Consider the following 16,204-nt stretch of genomic DNA (forward strand, 5'->3'; position numbering starts at 1 on the left):
TTTTTCGCTAAGACCTGAAAGAAAGGTAAAATAAGAAATATCAGAAATGAGGGTATATTCCCGGAACAAGGCAGGGTGCAGGCATATATGAAACACTCGCACAAAATAGCGTTAAAAATTTCATTAATCTATATAGCAATTGGAATTTTGTGGATTTTTTTCAGCGACGGAATTTCTATGGTTTTAGCAAGCAATCAGCTGCAGCTCTATAATATCTACCAGCATTCCAAAGGGTGGCTGTTTATTGTTTTGACTGGTATTGTATTATATGTCCTTATTTTTCAAAGAACGAGAAAACTGCTTCTCTCAAGGGATGCTTTGATGAAAAAGGAAGAAGAGCTGAAAAGAAGCAAGGAGCACTATCAGTCTCTTTATTCAAACAATCCTGATGCCGTTTTTGAATTGGATAAATTGGGGAGGATTGTAAAGCTTAACCTAGAAGGCGAAAAAATGATAGGATATGAACAATCGGACATTAAAGGATTAAAGGTTTCCGGCTTTATCATAGCAGAGGAAATGGAGGCTTCAAGAAAAGCCTACCAGGAAGTATTGAGCGGAAAACCTCAGAAATTTGAGGTCACGATATTAAATCGGACAAATGAGAAACTGATTTTGCGCTGTTCACTTTTGCCGATAGTGGTAAGAGAAGAAGTCAGAGGGGTATTCGGAATCGCCCGCGATATTACCGAATTCCGAAAAAATGAAGAATTAATGATTGTTTCTGAAAAAATGTCCGTTATTGGCCAGCTTGCAGCAGCGGTTGCCCATGAAATCAGAAATCCGCTGACTTCTCTTAAAGGGTTTGTTCAGCTGATGCATATGACAAAAGAGGTTGATGAAAATCATTTAGATATTATGATGTCTGAGATTGACCGGATAAACCTTATATCAGGCGAGATGCTGATTCTCGGCAAGAAGCAGGAGGTCCATTTCCAAAAGGAAAATCTTTCGGAGGTCTTGCGGCAAGTTATTGTTCTCCTTGAGGCACAGGCCCACCTTGATGATGTTTCTCTTCATTATAAAAAAGAGTATTCAGAGAATGCATTTGTCTTTTGTGACGCCAATCAGCTGAAGCAGGTTTTTCTAAACCTCATTAAAAATGGTATAGAAGCAATTGAAAAGAATGGTGTGATTACCATTGGTCTTCGTTTTGAAGAGAATAACGCGGTTATTGAACTGCAGGATAATGGTACCGGCATAGAATCAGAGCTTATGGAAATGCTCGGGGAGCCTTTTTATTCTACAAAGGATAAAGGCACAGGCCTTGGACTGGCAGTCTGTTTTACGATCATCGCAAGGCACAAAGGAACGATTCATTTTGACAGTGAAAAAGGAAAAGGAACGAAGGTTACCATCGTCCTTCCTCTTGCTTGACTATAGAAAGATTAAAGGAGTGTACCATGATACAAATCGAACACTTGAGTCCGTTTTTAAAAACTAATTGGGAGAAGTCCGGCTTTAGCCTGTTTACTTCCATTCAGGAACAGGCGATCCCTCAAATTCTTGAGAAAAAAGACGTTATTGCCCAATCCCCAACAGGAACAGGCAAAACCCTTGCATACCTGCTCCCTGTACTTGATAAACTGGATCCTGAAATAAAGCAAATTCAAGCTGTTATTCTAGCCTCCTCCCATGAACTTGTCATGCAGATCCTCGAGGAAATTCAAAAATGGACAGAGGGAAGCGAGCTGAAAGGCGCTTCATTTATCGGAGGTGCCAATCTGAAGCGGCAGCTTGAGAAGCTGAAGAAAAACCCTCAAATTGCTGTTGGAACACCTGGACGGATTCACGAACTGATTAAAATGAAAAAAATGAAAATGCACCAGGTTAAAACAGTTGTAATTGATGAAGGTGATCAGCTTCTTGTCCCTGCGCATATTCAAACGGTGAAGCAAATTATTAAATCAACGTTAAGTGAACGGCAGGTTCTTCTTTTCTCGGCTACTCTCCCAGAAGAAACAGAGCAGGCGGCAAGAGAACTCATGAAAGATCCCGAAATAATTAAAGTGGATCAAATGGACAGCAAGCAATTACAGGCGGAGCATATGTATGTCGTATGCGAGCAAAGAGAAAAACTGGCTATGCTCGAAAAAATAGTCCGTGCCAATCCGGTTAAGACACTTGCATTTATAAAGGATATTGGCAATTTGACTGTAGCTTCAGAAAAGCTTGAATATGACCGGATACCTGTTGGTGTGCTGCACAGTGATTCAGGCAAGCAGGAAAGAGAAGCAGCGCTAAAAGGCTTCCGGTCGGGAAAGCATTCACTGCTTCTTGCAACAGACCTTGCAGCAAGAGGCCTTGATATTAAGGAGCTGCAGCAGGTCATTCATGCTGACTTCCCGTCAGATATTGAGCAGTACATCCATCGTTCAGGAAGAACAGGAAGACTTGGCTCTGAATCGAATGGAACCGTTATTTCCATTGTGACAGAAAGAGAAGAACGGGAATTGAAGAAATTTGCCCGGGAGCTGAAGCTTACTCTTGGCAAAAAAACGATTTATCATGGGAAAATAATGAGTGAAGAAGAACGTTCAAGCTACGGAAAAAGAAAATAAAGTTATATTAAAGAAGGTGCTTTCCTTGAGTAAAACAGTAGTTCTGGCAGAAAAACCTTCTGTCGCAAGAGATATAGCAAGAGTATTAAAATGCGGTAAAAAAGGAAATGGATTTTTCGAGGGAGATCAGTACATCGTTACCTGGGCACTCGGTCATCTTGTTACCCTGGCCGATCCTGAGGCTTACGGAGAATCCTTGAAAACGTGGTCTCTTGATGAGCTTCCGATCCTTCCTCCAAAATTGAAGCTTACAATCATCAAGCAAAGCAGCAAGCAGTTTCATACAGTAAAAGCCCAGCTAAACCGGAAGGATGTCTCCTCTATTGTCATTGGAACGGATGCAGGCCGTGAAGGGGAGCTGGTGGCGCGCTGGATTATTGAAAAAGCGCATGTGAGCAAACCAATTAAACGTCTGTGGATTTCGTCTGTCACAGATAAAGCCATTAAAGACGGTTTCAGAACACTGAAGAGCGGAAAAGAATTTGAAAATCTCTATCACTCTGCTGTGGCAAGATCCGAAGCAGACTGGTTTGTGGGAATTAATGCTACCCGTGCCCTTACGACAAAGTACAATGCCCAGCTTTCTGCAGGAAGGGTACAAACACCAACTATTGCGATTATCGCTCAGCGTGAAGAAGAAATAAAAAAATTCACCGCAAAGCCTTTTTATGGGCTCACCGCTTCAGCCGATCAGCTGAAGCTCAGCTGGCGCGATAAAAAATCAAAGGAAACGAGAACATTTTCAAATGATAAGGCAGAGGCTCTTTTAGCTTCTTTAAAAAATAAAAAGGCGATGGTAACGGATGTTGCCAAAACAGCCAAAAAAAGCTTTGCTCCAAAGCTTTATGACCTGACTGAACTTCAGCGGGATGCGAATAACTTCTTCGGCTTCTCAGCCAAGCAGACTCTTTCTATCATGCAAAAGCTGTATGAGCAGCATAAAGTCCTGACGTATCCAAGGACCGATTCAAGATACATTTCATCGGATATTGTTGATACTTTGAAGGATCGGGTTGAGGCATGCAATGTGCAGCCATATGCCAAGTTTGCATCAAAAATCCTGGCAAAGCCTATCCGTTCAAACAAATCGTTTGTGGATGATTCGAAAGTATCCGATCACCATGCAATCATTCCGACAGAGCAGCATGCCATCATGAGTTCCCTCAGCGATCAGGAGCGAAAAATCTATGATCTTGTTGTCAAACGGTTCTTATCTGTTCTTTATCCGCCATTTGAATATGAGCAAACAACCATCACTGCTGAAATCGGCGGAGAGGAATTTTTTGCACGCGGAAAAAGGATTCTTGTTCTAGGCTGGAAAGAAATATACGACCGCCATCAGGATGAAGAGGATGCAGATGGGGTCGCAGATCAGCTTCTGCCTGCTATTCAAAAAGGGAATAGCTTTGATAGCCTCGCACTAAAGCTGACAGAAGGAAAAACTAAGCCTCCTGAACGATTTAATGAAGCGACTCTTCTATCCGCTATGGAAAACCCTGCAAAATACATGGCCGGTGAGAATAAAGAGCTGATCAAGACGATTGGGGAAACCGGCGGACTTGGAACAGTTGCAACAAGAGCGGATATTATTGAAAAGCTGTTTAACAGCTTTATGATTGAGAAAAAAGGCAAGGAAATCTTTGTAACGTCAAAAGCGAAGCAGCTTCTGGAACTAGTGCCGGAAGAATTAAAATCTCCAACTCTAACGGCAGAGTGGGAAATGAAGCTTTCTTCCATTGCGAGCGGCAAGCTGAAAAAGGATGCTTTTATCGGCGAAATGAGAGCCTATGCCAAAACAGTCGTAAACGAGATTAAAAACAGCAAGGAACGCTTTAAGCATGATAATATGACAGGCACAAAATGCCCTGATTGCGGCAAGCTTATGCTTGAAGTGAATGGCAAAAAGGGTAAAATGCTCGTTTGCCAGGACAGAGAATGCGGCCATCGGAAAAACGTAGCGAAGCTGACCAATGCCCGCTGCCCGAACTGCCATAAGAAGCTCGAGCTCCGCGGTGAAGGAGAAGGCCAGATTTTCGTATGCAAATGCGGCCACCGTGAAAAAATGTCCTCATTTAATGAGCGAAGAAAGAACAGCAAAAACAAAAATGTTTCGAAAAAAGAAGTATCCAATTACATGAAAAAGCAAAATGATGACTTTGGAAATCCTGCGTTAGCAGAAGCTTTGGCGAAGTTAAAGCTGGATAATTAATGAAAAAAGTGAACCCTATTACGGTTCACTTTTTTCAATTTACTTTTGGTTCTTCGGAAGGGAAGATTTATCTTCCAAAATGGGACCTTTCTCATTTGTCATCTAACCGTTATTTATTTGTGAAGAAAGGTTAATCTTCCTTTCACACCTCCCTCATATTCAGGAATTACAATTATTTTGAAAAAAACTTCTGGAGGGTTATAAATGAAAAAGAAAAATGTTAACAGTTTCTTTAAGGTTTTAAGTGTTGCAGCTATTAGCTCCATGATGTTTGCTCAAGAAGGATATGCAAAAAGCAATGAAACGAAACAAAAAGAAGATCAAAAACACCATCTTCAGCAAGAAAAATCAACAACGACACCTATTAAACATGTCGTCGTCATTTTTGGAGAGAATGTTTCCTTCGATCATTACTTTGGAACCTATCCTTATGCATTAAATGTAAAGGGTGAGCCTCAGTTTAAAGCAAAGGCTGATACTCCGGAAGTTAACAATTTATTAACTCCAAAAGATTACAATGGGACTCAGTCCGGGATTTCAAAAGTTAACTTGCTGAATCATAATCCGAATTCTTCCAACCCGGTTCGATTGGACCGTTCTCAAGCGATCACAGATGATATGGGACATGCTTATCATGATGAGCTTGATGCCGTTGACGGCGGAAAAATGGACAAATTTGTAGAGAAAACGGGCAGGGGATCATGGCCGATCCCGAACGAGCCGCCAAGTATGGTTATGAACTATTATGATGGCAATACGGTTACTGCTTTATGGAACTACGCCCAAAACTTTGCAATGAGCGATAATTCATTTGGAACTGTCTATGGACCATCGACTCCAGGTGCTTTAAACCTTGTTTCTGGTGAAACACACGGTGCGGCACTTTACGAAAATGGTCAAGAAGTCAATAAAGATGTTAAAAATGAATACGAAAATAGAACAGTGACAGGGGATCCAGACCCATTTTTTGATAAAGCATCAAAAGGGGCAACAGCTTCAATGGAAGATGCCAATAAAAATGCCGGCAATCTGTTAAATGATAAGGGTGTAACTTGGGGATGGTTTGAAGGCGGTTTTGATGATCCAAGTGCATCGCACAAAAACGTTGCTGGATCTGAAGTTAAGGATTACAGCGCCCATCACCAGCCGTTCCAATACTACAAATCAACCGCAAATCCTGATCATGTAAAACCAAGCTCTTCTAATATGATCGGAAAACAGGATCAAGCGAATCACCAATACGATATGAAAGATTTTTGGACATCTGTTGATCAAGGCAATATGCCGAGCGTAAGTTACTTGAAAGCACCTGCCTATCAGGATGGGCATGCAGGCTACTCAGATCCGCTTGATGAACAGAAGTTTGTTGTTGAAACAATCAACAAGCTGCAAAAAACGAAAGACTGGAAAAATACTGCTGTCATTATAGCCTATGATGATTCTGATGGCTGGTATGATCATGCTTTTGCTCCTGACAACGGGCAATCGGTTGAATCCGGCAAAGCCGGTTATGGCCCTAGACTGCCGTTAATGGTTGTTTCCCCATATGCTAAAAAGAATTATGTTGATCATACCTTAACGGATCAGTCATCCATATTAAAATTCATTGAAGATAACTGGAAATTAGGGCGCATTGGGGGAACATCCTTAGATAGCAAGGCTGGCAGCATGATGAATATGTTCGATTTTAGAAAAACAAACAGCAGCAAGTTATTTTTAGATCCAAATTCAGGCCAAGTTGTTAAGAAGCATGAATTAGAAGAAAAGAAGAATCAGCAATAATTAGAAAAAGAGTTTAATAAAGAGGGAGCTCATTTAATGGAGCTCTCTCTTTTCCATTTCCATCGATAAACGATCCAATTCCATGCATCATGCCATCTTAAATTGCTTGTTTACAAAAATATTAAATAATGACCCACAATTGAAATCTATGAAACGGCTTTTTCACAGTGAATTAACTTATTGATTTTATAATGAAGCTATCAACAAAGAAAGGAAGTGCTATATGAAATATCTGAATAGGTTCTATCAAACGGCTTTTTTAATCGTTCTTTTTGCAGCTTTTTTCCTTCCTCCGCTCAAAATGCAAGCGGCAGCCCCCGAAGTTCAGGACGGAGGGATTGGAAATACGACCAATCATGCCCAATTAATAAGCGTCAATCAGAAAAAAGTCAATGAGATTATCTATCCTCTCCTTTCGACACCAGCAATCAAAAAACAGGGAACATCTTTAACCATTAAAGTAGATACACACGGGAAATCTCCTTCCAATTGGAAAGTATCCTTGAAAAGCCTTGAACAATCGCCAGTTCAAAAAGAATATTCTCTCCCAGTTACATCATCAAGACAGACCTCTTCCTATTGGAAGAAGGATGGGACTATTTACGATGTAACAGTGGGTATTCCCTCAAATGTTCCGGAACAGCTGTATGACCTGGCTATTTCCTATACAGCGAATGGCACAGCAACCTCTGATACACAAGCTCATGCTGTAAAAGTAGTCAATGATTTTAAAAAGGATTTTTCTTTTATACATTTGACTGACATCCATGTAGCCTCTCCCCGCAATCTTGTGAAACCGGAATATTCAAAGGAAGCAGGGTATTGGAATCCTGATCCTGGTCAGCGCTGGCTTTACCTCCAAAAGACCATTAAGGAAATTAATCTGCAAAAACCAGATTTTGTTGTTCTTTCCGGTGATCTAGTGTTCGGACAAATGAATCCGGGTGAATATAAATACGAATACGAAGAGGTATACAAAATGCTGAAAAAGCTTTCTGTACCTGTTTACCTCGTTCCAGGAAACCATGATGGATATGCCCAGGATCTCACTTTGACAGATGGGCTGAAATACTGGAATGATTATTTTGGACCGCATTACTTCTCATTTGATTATGGTCCATATGCTCACTTCGTAGGCTTGAATACCTTTGACTGGGATAAAATAGACCGCAGCGGTAACGGAACTGTTTCTGTACCGACATGGGGCGGACAGGTAAGAGACGAACAGCTTCAGTGGATGAAGGATGACCTTGCTAAAAATGCAGCTTCTGCCCCTGCTGGACAATTGAGTGCAGTATTAGCTCATAATAATCCGCTTCATCAGGACAGAGATATCTGGCCTGCAGATGACCCTGAAGTTCAGACTTACTGGAAGGAATACGACCGCCAGCATAACCCGCAAACCCCTGCCAACCTGGCGCTTGGTGAAAAGCTTGGGCTGAAGTACGACCAGCTTTGGCATGGGGAAAACGCGCAGCAGGTCATTGACACAATGAAGCAATACAATGTAACGCTTGGCCTTCACGGGCATACTCATAAAGACCAAATTGATAACCGTAATGGACTGCTTTTTGCTACCACAACTTCTATTGAATTAACAGGCGATCCATGGATTGGATACAGAACATTTCATATGAATAATGGGGCTCTTGATTCCTCTTATATTTATGAAGGCACTGATCGGTCACTCCCTGTTTACCAGGAAGGAAACACGGCAGCGGGCGTGATGTCTTTTCAGGCAGACTTCAGTGCTCCGAATGATGGGACAGCAGCAGACCAAACGGCAACTGTTACAAACCGCTTAAATCGCCCGATCACAGTATCTGTTCCTTTTTATATGAAATCAGGAGTTTACAAGACAACGGCAGGAACACTTAATCAAATTGATGAAAAGGATGGAAAACAGGAGATGGAAGTGAAACTAACGATCCCTTCCAATTCATCCCAATCAGTTACAGTTTCCCCATCTTAAGTAAGAAATAAGGTAATATGAATAAAAGTATAAGACAAAGTGAGCCGATAAGCGGTTCACTTTGTTTGTTTTGGCAACTTGCTTTAAAATGGTAGTAGACGAAGTTTTTATTGAAGGTTTTTTTCGCAAAGATTGGCTGCTATTCGTATAAGATTTAAACACGCATAAAGACTGGCTTCGTGGCATCTTTTCTTTTATTTCGCAGTTGTATTATTGTTTGGAATGCATTTATTTCGATGAAAAACAACAAAGCTTAAGAAAAGTGCCTAATTGAAAAAGTGGATGAGGGTTGGTTAACGAAATGAGCATATTATCAGTTGAAAATTTATATAAAACGTACGGAGAAAAAACATTGTTTGATCATATATCTTTTTCCATTGCCGAAAAGCAGCACATAGGCCTTGTCGGTATAAATGGGGCAGGAAAGTCAACGCTGCTTAAATACTTGGCAGGCATTGAATCAGCCGAAGCAGGCGAAATGAAGCATGCCAATGATTTTCAAATTGAATACCTTCAACAGGAACCTGATTTGAACGAGGAACTGACCGTGCTTGATCAAATTTATTTTGGTGATTCGAAAATGATGAAGGCCATGAGAGATTATGAAATGGCTCTAGCTGAGCTTGAGCAGGATCCCGGCAATGAGAAAAGGCAATCTCACCTTATTAATATGCAAAGTAAAATGGATGAGAATGATGCATGGGATGCCAATACAACAGCTAAAACCGTTTTGACCAAGCTTGGCATTACCGAGTTTACAAAGAAGGTAAGTGTTCTTTCAGGGGGGCAGAAAAAGAGAGTAGCTATTGCTAAAGCACTCATTCAGCCTGCCAATCTGTTAATACTGGATGAGCCGACGAATCATTTGGATCAAGAGACGATTGAATGGCTTGAAGCATTTCTTGCCCAGTATAAAGGTTCTTTTATCATCGTGACGCATGATCGTTATTTCTTAAATCGAGTTACGAATCAAATGTACGAATTAGATAAAGGAAAACTCTATTTTTATGAAGGAAATTACGAGAGTTTTCTGGAAAAAAAAGCAGAACGTGAGGAGCAAGCCGTTCAAAGTGAAGCGAAACGCCAAAATCTTCTCCGGAGAGAGCTTGCCTGGCTGAGGAGAGGCGCTAAAGCCAGGACCACGAAACAGAAAGCGCGGATTCAGCGCACGGAAGAGCTGCAGGAGCAAAAGTTTGAAGGTGCGGAAGGGGAACTGCAATTTGCTCTTGGCTCCGTCAGGCTCGGCAAAAAAGTTATTGAAATGAAAGACGTTACAAAAGTCTTCGGTGAAAAACTGCTTGTGAACGATTTCAGTTATCTTGTCATTCCAGGAGACAGAATCGGCATGATTGGACCGAATGGAAGCGGAAAAACCACTCTTCTGAATATGATGGCAGGCCGTATCGAACCTGACAATGGTTTGATTGAAATGGGCGAAACGGTCCGAATCGGTTATTATACCCAGGAAAACCTGGAAATGAATGAAAACTTGAGAATCATCGACTATATAAAGGATGTCGCTGAAGTGGTTCAGACGATAGACGGAACTGTTATTACAGCAGAGCAGATGCTGGAACGATTCTTGTTTCCGAGATCGATGCAGTGGAATTACATTCGGAAGCTTTCAGGCGGAGAACGCCGCAGGCTTTATTTACTCCGTGTCCTAATGGGAGAGCCGAATGTACTCTTTCTTGATGAGCCGACAAACGACCTTGATACACAGACCCTTGCTGTTCTGGAAGATTACCTGGATCACTTTCCAGGAGTTGTAATCACAGTTTCGCATGACAGGTACTTTCTGGATCGTGTCATTGATCATTTGTTTGTGTTTGAAGGTCAGGGGAGAATTTCCCGATTCTTCGGAAACTACTCAGAATATATGGAGGAAAAAGGAAAACGGGAGGCCGCCGGCAAGAAAGAAGCTAGGTTGGAAGAAGAGGCACCGAGGAAAAGAGAAGCACGCAAAAAGCTTTCTTATAAAGATCAGCAGGAATGGGAAACCATTGAAGAAGTGATAACAGGTCTTGAAGAACAACTGACTGATATCGCCGGGAAAATAGAAGCAGCTGGCAGTGACTTCACTGAAATTCAAAAACTTCTTGAAAATCAAAAACAATTGGAAGAAGAGCTTGAGAGAACAATGGACCGCTGGACAGAGTTATCCTTGCTTGTCGAAGAAATTGAGCAAGCGAAAGGATAAGGGGTACCCTGGAATACTGGAAATGGATTGAAGCAGTTGTGTGAGCCTTAATTATTCCAATTTTCTTTTCGTACAGCACCAAGCGGAGCCGGAAAGGAGTGAGTTAAATGACTGAGGCAAAAAAAATAAATTGCTTGGTGAGTAAATCGTTGGGCTTGCCATTTTTAACTTTCACTTGGGGATCTCAATCATGATAAAAACCGCAGCAAAATCCCCTTACATGACGGAATAAAAAATGCCTGGAGCTTTCATCTCCAGGCATTTTGCTATTGTTAATTAAAAGCTGTTTTCGTAAAGATTATTGCTATTCGTATGTTCTTATATTTTGGCTTGATGTTCCTTAATTGAAAGAAAAAACAACAAAGTTTAAGAAAAGAGCCTAAAAAACCTTTGTAGTCCATGATTCACAATTCCAAAGCTCTGTTGCCACGTCCTGATAGAAATCAGGTTCATGGCTGATGAGCAAGACGCTGCCCTTGTAAGCTTTTAAAGCCCGTCTCAATTCATCCTTTGCGTCAACATCCAGATGGTTTGTCGGCTCATCGAGTACGAGAAGATTTGATTCTCTGTTCATCAGCTTGCAAAGACGCACCTTGGCTTTTTCTCCACCGCTTAAAACAGACACCTTGCTCTCAATATGCTTTGTTGTCAAGCCGCATTTTGCAAGGGCTGCTCGGACTTCTGCCTGATTGAGGGAAGGGAACTCCTTCCATACTTCTTCAATACACGTATTGTTGTTCACTGTTTTTGTTTCCTGCTCAAAATAACCTATATGAAGGTAATCACCAAGCGATACTTCACCTGAGACAGCCGGGATTTCGCCAAGGATGCTTTTAAGAAGGGTCGTTTTACCAATACCGTTGGCACCGTAAAGAGCAATCTTCTGGCCGCGTTCCATACGAAGATTAAGCGGTCTTGAAAGCGGTTCGTTATAGCCAATGACAAGATCCTTCGCTTCAAAAATGACCTTGCCTGCTGCTCTGGCTTCTTTAAAATGGAACTCTGGCTTCGGCTTTTCTTTCGCTATTTCAATAACATCCATTTTATCAAGCTTTTTCTGGCGGGACATGGCCATATTTCTTGTAGAAACGCGAGCCTTGTTCCTTGCCACAAAGTCCTTTAGATCGGAAATTTCCTGCTGCTGCTTTTTAAAGTTGGATTCAAGCTGCTGTTTTTTTACTTCATAAATTTTCATGAAGTTATCGTAATCTCCGACATAGCGGTTCAATTCCTGATTTTCCATGTGATAAATCAAGTTAATAACACTGTTCAAAAATGGAAGGTCATGGGAAATAAGAATAAAGGCATTCTCATATTCCTGCAGGTAGCGCTTCAGCCACTCAATATGCTGTTCATCCAAATAGTTCGTAGGCTCGTCCAGCAATAGAATGTCAGGTTTCTCAAGAAGCAGCTTTGCCAGAAGAACCTTCGTCCGCTGCCCTCCGCTTAAATCCTGTACATCACGATCAAGCCCGATATCGGTAAGTCCGAGTCCTCGGCCAATTTCTTCAATTTTTGAATCAATCACGTAAAAGTCGTTGTTCGTAAGCGTATCCTGAATCACGCCAACCTCTTCAAGAAGCTGTTCCAGCTCCTCAGGACTTGCACTTCCCATTTTATCGTAATGGGCATTCATTTCTGCTTCTAAGTCAAACAAGTATTGAAATGCGCCTTTTAAAACGTCGCGCATCGTCATGCCTTTTTCCAGAACAGCATGCTGATCCAAATAGCCGACACGGACCTTTTTGGACCATTCCACTTTGCCTTCGTCCGGCTCAAGCTTGCCTGTTATAATATTCATAAACGTGGATTTACCCTCGCCGTTCGCACCAATTAAACCAATATGTTCACCTTTCAAAAGACGGAAAGAAACGTCGTTAAAAATAGCCCTGTCCCCAAATCCATGACTCAGGTTTTTTACATTAAGAATACTCATCGTTTAACACCTTTTCCTTATTTATATAGGCTCTTTTTCCGGTAAAGGATACGTCAAAAGCCGGATTATTTCTTTCATACATATACGATTATAGCGAACGATAGAAAAGAGGGAAAGACAGGAGGCAATATTTTTAACAGGGACTAATAGGAAATTGACTCTGAAAACAAGACAGAAATAAAAAAACCACCCTTATAAAAGGGTGATCCGATTCATCCACTCACACCGTCGTCAAAATTCCTTTCCCAGGATTTTTCGCCGGTATGCTTGAATCTTCCGTTGTTTAGGAAAATTATTGAAGAAAACTTTACAGTGGAAGACTTTGACCTGAGTATCGATTTAAATTTGCCACAGAGGAATTCCTTATGGAAACAAAAACCCTTTTGCAAAACCAAAGGGAATTGACTGGAGCCGTGTTTAAATTAGATTTGGGAGCTGATATTATATATTGGTGAGTATAGACTTCGGGATAATATCAATTCGGGAGGAAAGCAGTGGAAAACAGTGAGCCTATTATCCTGAAGTCTGAGCAATTTATCATAAATTCTTATGCTGAGCTGGGAAAGACGAATTAGGATATTCAACAACGGTTAGAGCAGGTTAAAGACGAAATAGCAAAATTATTTTTATCAGGAAAAACCTTATTAAGGCAGAAAGAAACCCGTCAGTAAAACTGACGGGTTTCTTCTACTTAAAGCTTTGTTTTATTTTTATGCGATTTAGACATGTGCTGAGGCTTTCCTGACCAATAGCTGATCCGCAGGAGAGCTCTTTTTACATGATAGACTGATTTTTCCACAAATGGGACAGTTGCTGTATATTTATCCCAGCTGGCAAGTAGAATAATGGTTAGTAAAGCTGTTTGAGGTGATACAAGCGGATGGTCAAAAATCCCTGTAAGCAAGATCACCGGTAAAGATAACAAGAAAAAGTTCAGCAGTTTCTTCCGTTTGGAACTTAAGAAATACAGGCAGCAAAATTTGTACATTACTGAAATCGCAAGCAGAAGGAAGGCAAGTCCTCCAATTGTTCCATACTCAGCGAAAAAGGCAAGTACAATATTATGCGCATGAGGCACAGCTCTGTCAAAGTGTGCATAAGCATCTGAAAAGCCCAGTGGCGTTGTACCAAAGAACGGGTGATCCTTCCAAATTCGGATGCTGTTTTCCCAAATTTCTTTTCTCATAAAGGTAGATTGGCTGATGGCATCATTTCTAGGAATGAGCATCAGAATTTGATCTTTAATGAGATAGAGTGCTGCAATAGAGGTAAGCCCGATTTTAGGATAGCTCTTGATAACAAAGAACAGAGCTAAAATAAACATTGCGGCAACTCCGGAACGGGAGCCTGTCTCAAAAATTCCAATCATGTTTACCAAAAGAAGCGGAATGAAGAACTTCTGCTTCTGATTGAGCCCATTTTTCATGTTTTCCATAATGGTGGAAAGCAAAAAAGTAAATGTTAATAGCAGCAGAAACGCTGTAAAGTTCGGATTATACGCGCTTCCGAAAAGCCTTGGTTCATCATCGCCAGGAGGTCCTCCGATAAAATGAGTACCTGTAATATAGCCGATTAACGCATTTGATCCATAAAATCCCCGGAAGAGAAATCCTGAAACAAATAAATAAAATCCTCCTGCAATCATCAAATATTTATAGCGATTAATGGAGGCAAAGGTTGTATTCTCTTTAATATACAAGTAGAGGCCTAAATAGCCTGCAATTAGGCCGAAAATTAATAAATATTTGCCTGTATGCTGTGTTATGCTCGCTCCCGCACTGGATAAAAGCAGGCATATAAAGAAAAATGTAGTCGTGTTGAAGTGCAAAGGTACCCGGTTGTAAATAAGCTTATTTAAGTGCCTCCATCCAATAACCACCAACCAGAGAATTCCAATTGGAGGGAGTAGAAAACACAGCATGATTCCAATTTCTAAGTGATATTTCAAAATCGTTTCTTTGTTCATTAAGGATTTAAGTTTTGTCATAATTCTCCCTTTTCCTTACCTTTCATCGATTCCGGGTAATGATGAAGAATTTTTAGTTTTGAATCCTATCTCTAAATATATTTTGTTTTTAATACTCTTGTAAGAGGTTCGGCTAAAATTTAAAGAAATAGACACAAAAACAAAATGGGCTTTTAATGTTTTTGTAATAACTTTAAAGAGCCTTGGACTATATGGCTGGTGTTTCCCGTAACAGCAATTTCACCATATTGGAAGAAAAAAAACTGTATCTCAAAAAAATAACACTTTAATAATTTACTGCGTTTCTTCTAAAGCGTCAAATTTTTTTTGAGATTAAATTGTATGCGCCTCTTTTCCCTGCCCTTAATATACCCATTTAAATAAACGGGTAAACTGCTTTCTTAAAAGGCGGATTTTGGGCTTTTTCAGGGCTAAATGCAACAAATGGATCCGGCTGCCGGCTAGTGAAGCAGCATCCACAGGCATACCCATTGTAAAGCAATTTAAGTACAAAATCTATCCTATTTATATTACCATATTTTAGAATTCATGACACCTGCCATAGTTCCTAGCGCCTGGCAGGAAAGATTGACGAAAAAAAATCCAGCCAGCAGCCGGAAATTTTAATACGTTATGTCGAAAGAAGAATAACCTTCCGTTTCTTCTTTTTCATCTATTACTACATCCTCTACTATAGAGAGAGGACTCCCTTTTTTTACTTCTCTCACAAAGGATTGAAGAGCCTCGCTGGATCCTTCCGCAGCTATTTCCACAGAGCTGTCGGGCAGGTTTTTTACCCAGCCCCGGATATTGCCCTGCATTGCTTTCATCTGAACATAGTATCTGAATCCTACGCCCTGAACCTGGCCTTTAACGAGCATGTGTGCATGTATCATAAAAATCCTCCTTGATTAGGATGGTTCTCTCTTAGACCTTACTGCACTCTGTTTTTAATGGTCTCAATCTGGCTGCTTTTTACGATATTCCAGATCTGCTGGTCTTTGGTAAAAATGTCAGCCATTTTTTGTGCAAAGATTTTAAATGCAGCTTCAAAATCAGGTGAGTCTTTCGGTGGCATCTCTTTCTTCATTTCCCCGAGAATTCCTTCAACCTCCGATGCGCGAGGTCCCCATTTTGCAACCTCTTCACCTGTCTGGTTGAAAATGACAATTATAGGGATGGAGCGGGCTCTGCCATTCGTTAAGTACTGATCCATTAATTCTAAATTCTCATCACGAATCAAATAGCGTGCTTCAATGAGAGATTCCTCAGCTATTCTCATGAAAATCGGCAAATTGACCATTGCATCACCGCACCAGTCAGCTGTTATAATGACGGCTCTAAGCCCTTCAGATTGAAGTGTCTGCAAATATACTCTCTCATCTTCTTCAAGCCTAAACTCATTATAAACTGTAAGCAGATGTTCTTTGTGAACTTCCATAGATCGAACATATTCCTGCTGTGTTAATCCTTTTGCAAACCATTCTTCTAAATTCGCCATTTCAGGTTTCCCTCCTCCTGTACATACAGTATTTCTATTTATTATACTCTGGCTGCCAATTCATAAATATATGCTCCCAA

Annotated in this window: 10 protein-coding genes; 6 read left to right on the forward strand and 4 right to left on the reverse strand. The window is 40.8% G+C overall.

The annotated features are described in order from the left end of the window. The first annotated feature begins 87 nt into the window (after positions 1-87). The 6 genes from ACOT8F_RS15035 (at position 88) to ACOT8F_RS15060 (ending at position 10,721) form a co-directional block, all read left to right on the forward strand. Positions 88-1,374, forward strand: a complete 1,287-nt coding sequence (locus ACOT8F_RS15035) for an ATP-binding protein (protein ID WP_421652749.1) — start codon at positions 88-90, stop codon at positions 1,372-1,374. 26 nt (positions 1,375-1,400) lie between these two features. Next, on the forward strand, positions 1,401-2,558 hold the full coding sequence (locus ACOT8F_RS15040) for a DEAD/DEAH box helicase (protein ID WP_421652750.1): 1,158 nt from the start codon (positions 1,401-1,403) through the stop codon (positions 2,556-2,558). A gap of 25 nt (positions 2,559-2,583) precedes the next feature. Beyond that, positions 2,584-4,767: a DNA topoisomerase III gene (locus tag ACOT8F_RS15045; protein WP_421652751.1), complete on the forward strand. Its 2,184-nt coding sequence runs from the start codon at positions 2,584-2,586 to the stop codon at positions 4,765-4,767. A gap of 204 nt (positions 4,768-4,971) precedes the next feature. Next, complete coding sequence (locus ACOT8F_RS15050; protein ID WP_421652752.1) at positions 4,972-6,549, forward strand: phospholipase C; 1,578 nt, start codon at positions 4,972-4,974, stop codon at positions 6,547-6,549. Positions 6,550-6,772: 223 nt separating this feature from the next. Then, complete coding sequence (locus tag ACOT8F_RS15055; protein WP_421652753.1) at positions 6,773-8,521, forward strand: metallophosphoesterase family protein; 1,749 nt, start codon at positions 6,773-6,775, stop codon at positions 8,519-8,521. A gap of 301 nt (positions 8,522-8,822) precedes the next feature. Beyond that, on the forward strand, positions 8,823-10,721 hold the full coding sequence (locus ACOT8F_RS15060; RefSeq protein WP_421652754.1) for an ABC-F family ATP-binding cassette domain-containing protein: 1,899 nt from the start codon (positions 8,823-8,825) through the stop codon (positions 10,719-10,721). Between the two features lie 379 nt (positions 10,722-11,100). Here the strand turns inward: ACOT8F_RS15060 and ACOT8F_RS15065 are convergent, their stop codons facing one another. The 4 genes from ACOT8F_RS15065 to ACOT8F_RS15080 form a co-directional block, all read right to left on the reverse strand. After that, positions 11,101-12,657: an ABC-F family ATP-binding cassette domain-containing protein gene (locus ACOT8F_RS15065; RefSeq protein ID WP_421652755.1), complete on the reverse strand. Its 1,557-nt coding sequence runs from the start codon at positions 12,655-12,657 to the stop codon at positions 11,101-11,103. Between the two features lie 691 nt (positions 12,658-13,348). After that, positions 13,349-14,644, reverse strand: a complete 1,296-nt coding sequence (locus ACOT8F_RS15070) for an O-antigen ligase family protein (RefSeq protein ID WP_421652756.1) — start codon at positions 14,642-14,644, stop codon at positions 13,349-13,351. Between the two features lie 602 nt (positions 14,645-15,246). Next, entirely contained in the window at positions 15,247-15,519 is a 273-nt protein-coding gene (locus tag ACOT8F_RS15075; RefSeq protein WP_421652757.1) for an acylphosphatase, read from the reverse strand. A 38-nt stretch (positions 15,520-15,557) separates the two neighbouring features. Then, positions 15,558-16,124, reverse strand: coding sequence for a thioredoxin family protein (locus ACOT8F_RS15080; RefSeq protein ID WP_421652758.1), 567 nt, complete (start codon positions 16,122-16,124; stop codon positions 15,558-15,560). Positions 16,125-16,204 lie beyond the last annotated feature (80 nt).

The sequence above is a fragment of the Chryseobacillus diguaensis genome (assembly GCF_049220665.1).
Taxonomy (GTDB): Bacteria; Bacillota; Bacilli; order Bacillales; family Bacillaceae; genus Metabacillus_B.

Coding starts and splice junctions, on each gene's coding strand:
- ACOT8F_RS15035 (WP_421652749.1), top strand. CDS start 88: ATGAAACACTCGCACAAAATAGCGTTAAAAATTTCATTAATCTATATA.
- ACOT8F_RS15040 (WP_421652750.1), top strand. CDS start 1,401: ATGATACAAATCGAACACTTGAGTCCGTTTTTAAAAACTAATTGGGAG.
- ACOT8F_RS15050 (WP_421652752.1), top strand. CDS start 4,972: ATGAAAAAGAAAAATGTTAACAGTTTCTTTAAGGTTTTAAGTGTTGCA.
- ACOT8F_RS15055 (WP_421652753.1), top strand. CDS start 6,773: ATGAAATATCTGAATAGGTTCTATCAAACGGCTTTTTTAATCGTTCTT.
- ACOT8F_RS15060 (WP_421652754.1), top strand. CDS start 8,823: ATGAGCATATTATCAGTTGAAAATTTATATAAAACGTACGGAGAAAAA.
- ACOT8F_RS15065 (WP_421652755.1), bottom strand. CDS start 12,657: ATGAGTATTCTTAATGTAAAAAACCTGAGTCATGGATTTGGGGACAGG.
- ACOT8F_RS15070 (WP_421652756.1), bottom strand. CDS start 14,644: ATGACAAAACTTAAATCCTTAATGAACAAAGAAACGATTTTGAAATAT.
- ACOT8F_RS15075 (WP_421652757.1), bottom strand. CDS start 15,519: ATGATACATGCACACATGCTCGTTAAAGGCCAGGTTCAGGGCGTAGGA.
- ACOT8F_RS15080 (WP_421652758.1), bottom strand. CDS start 16,124: ATGGCGAATTTAGAAGAATGGTTTGCAAAAGGATTAACACAGCAGGAA.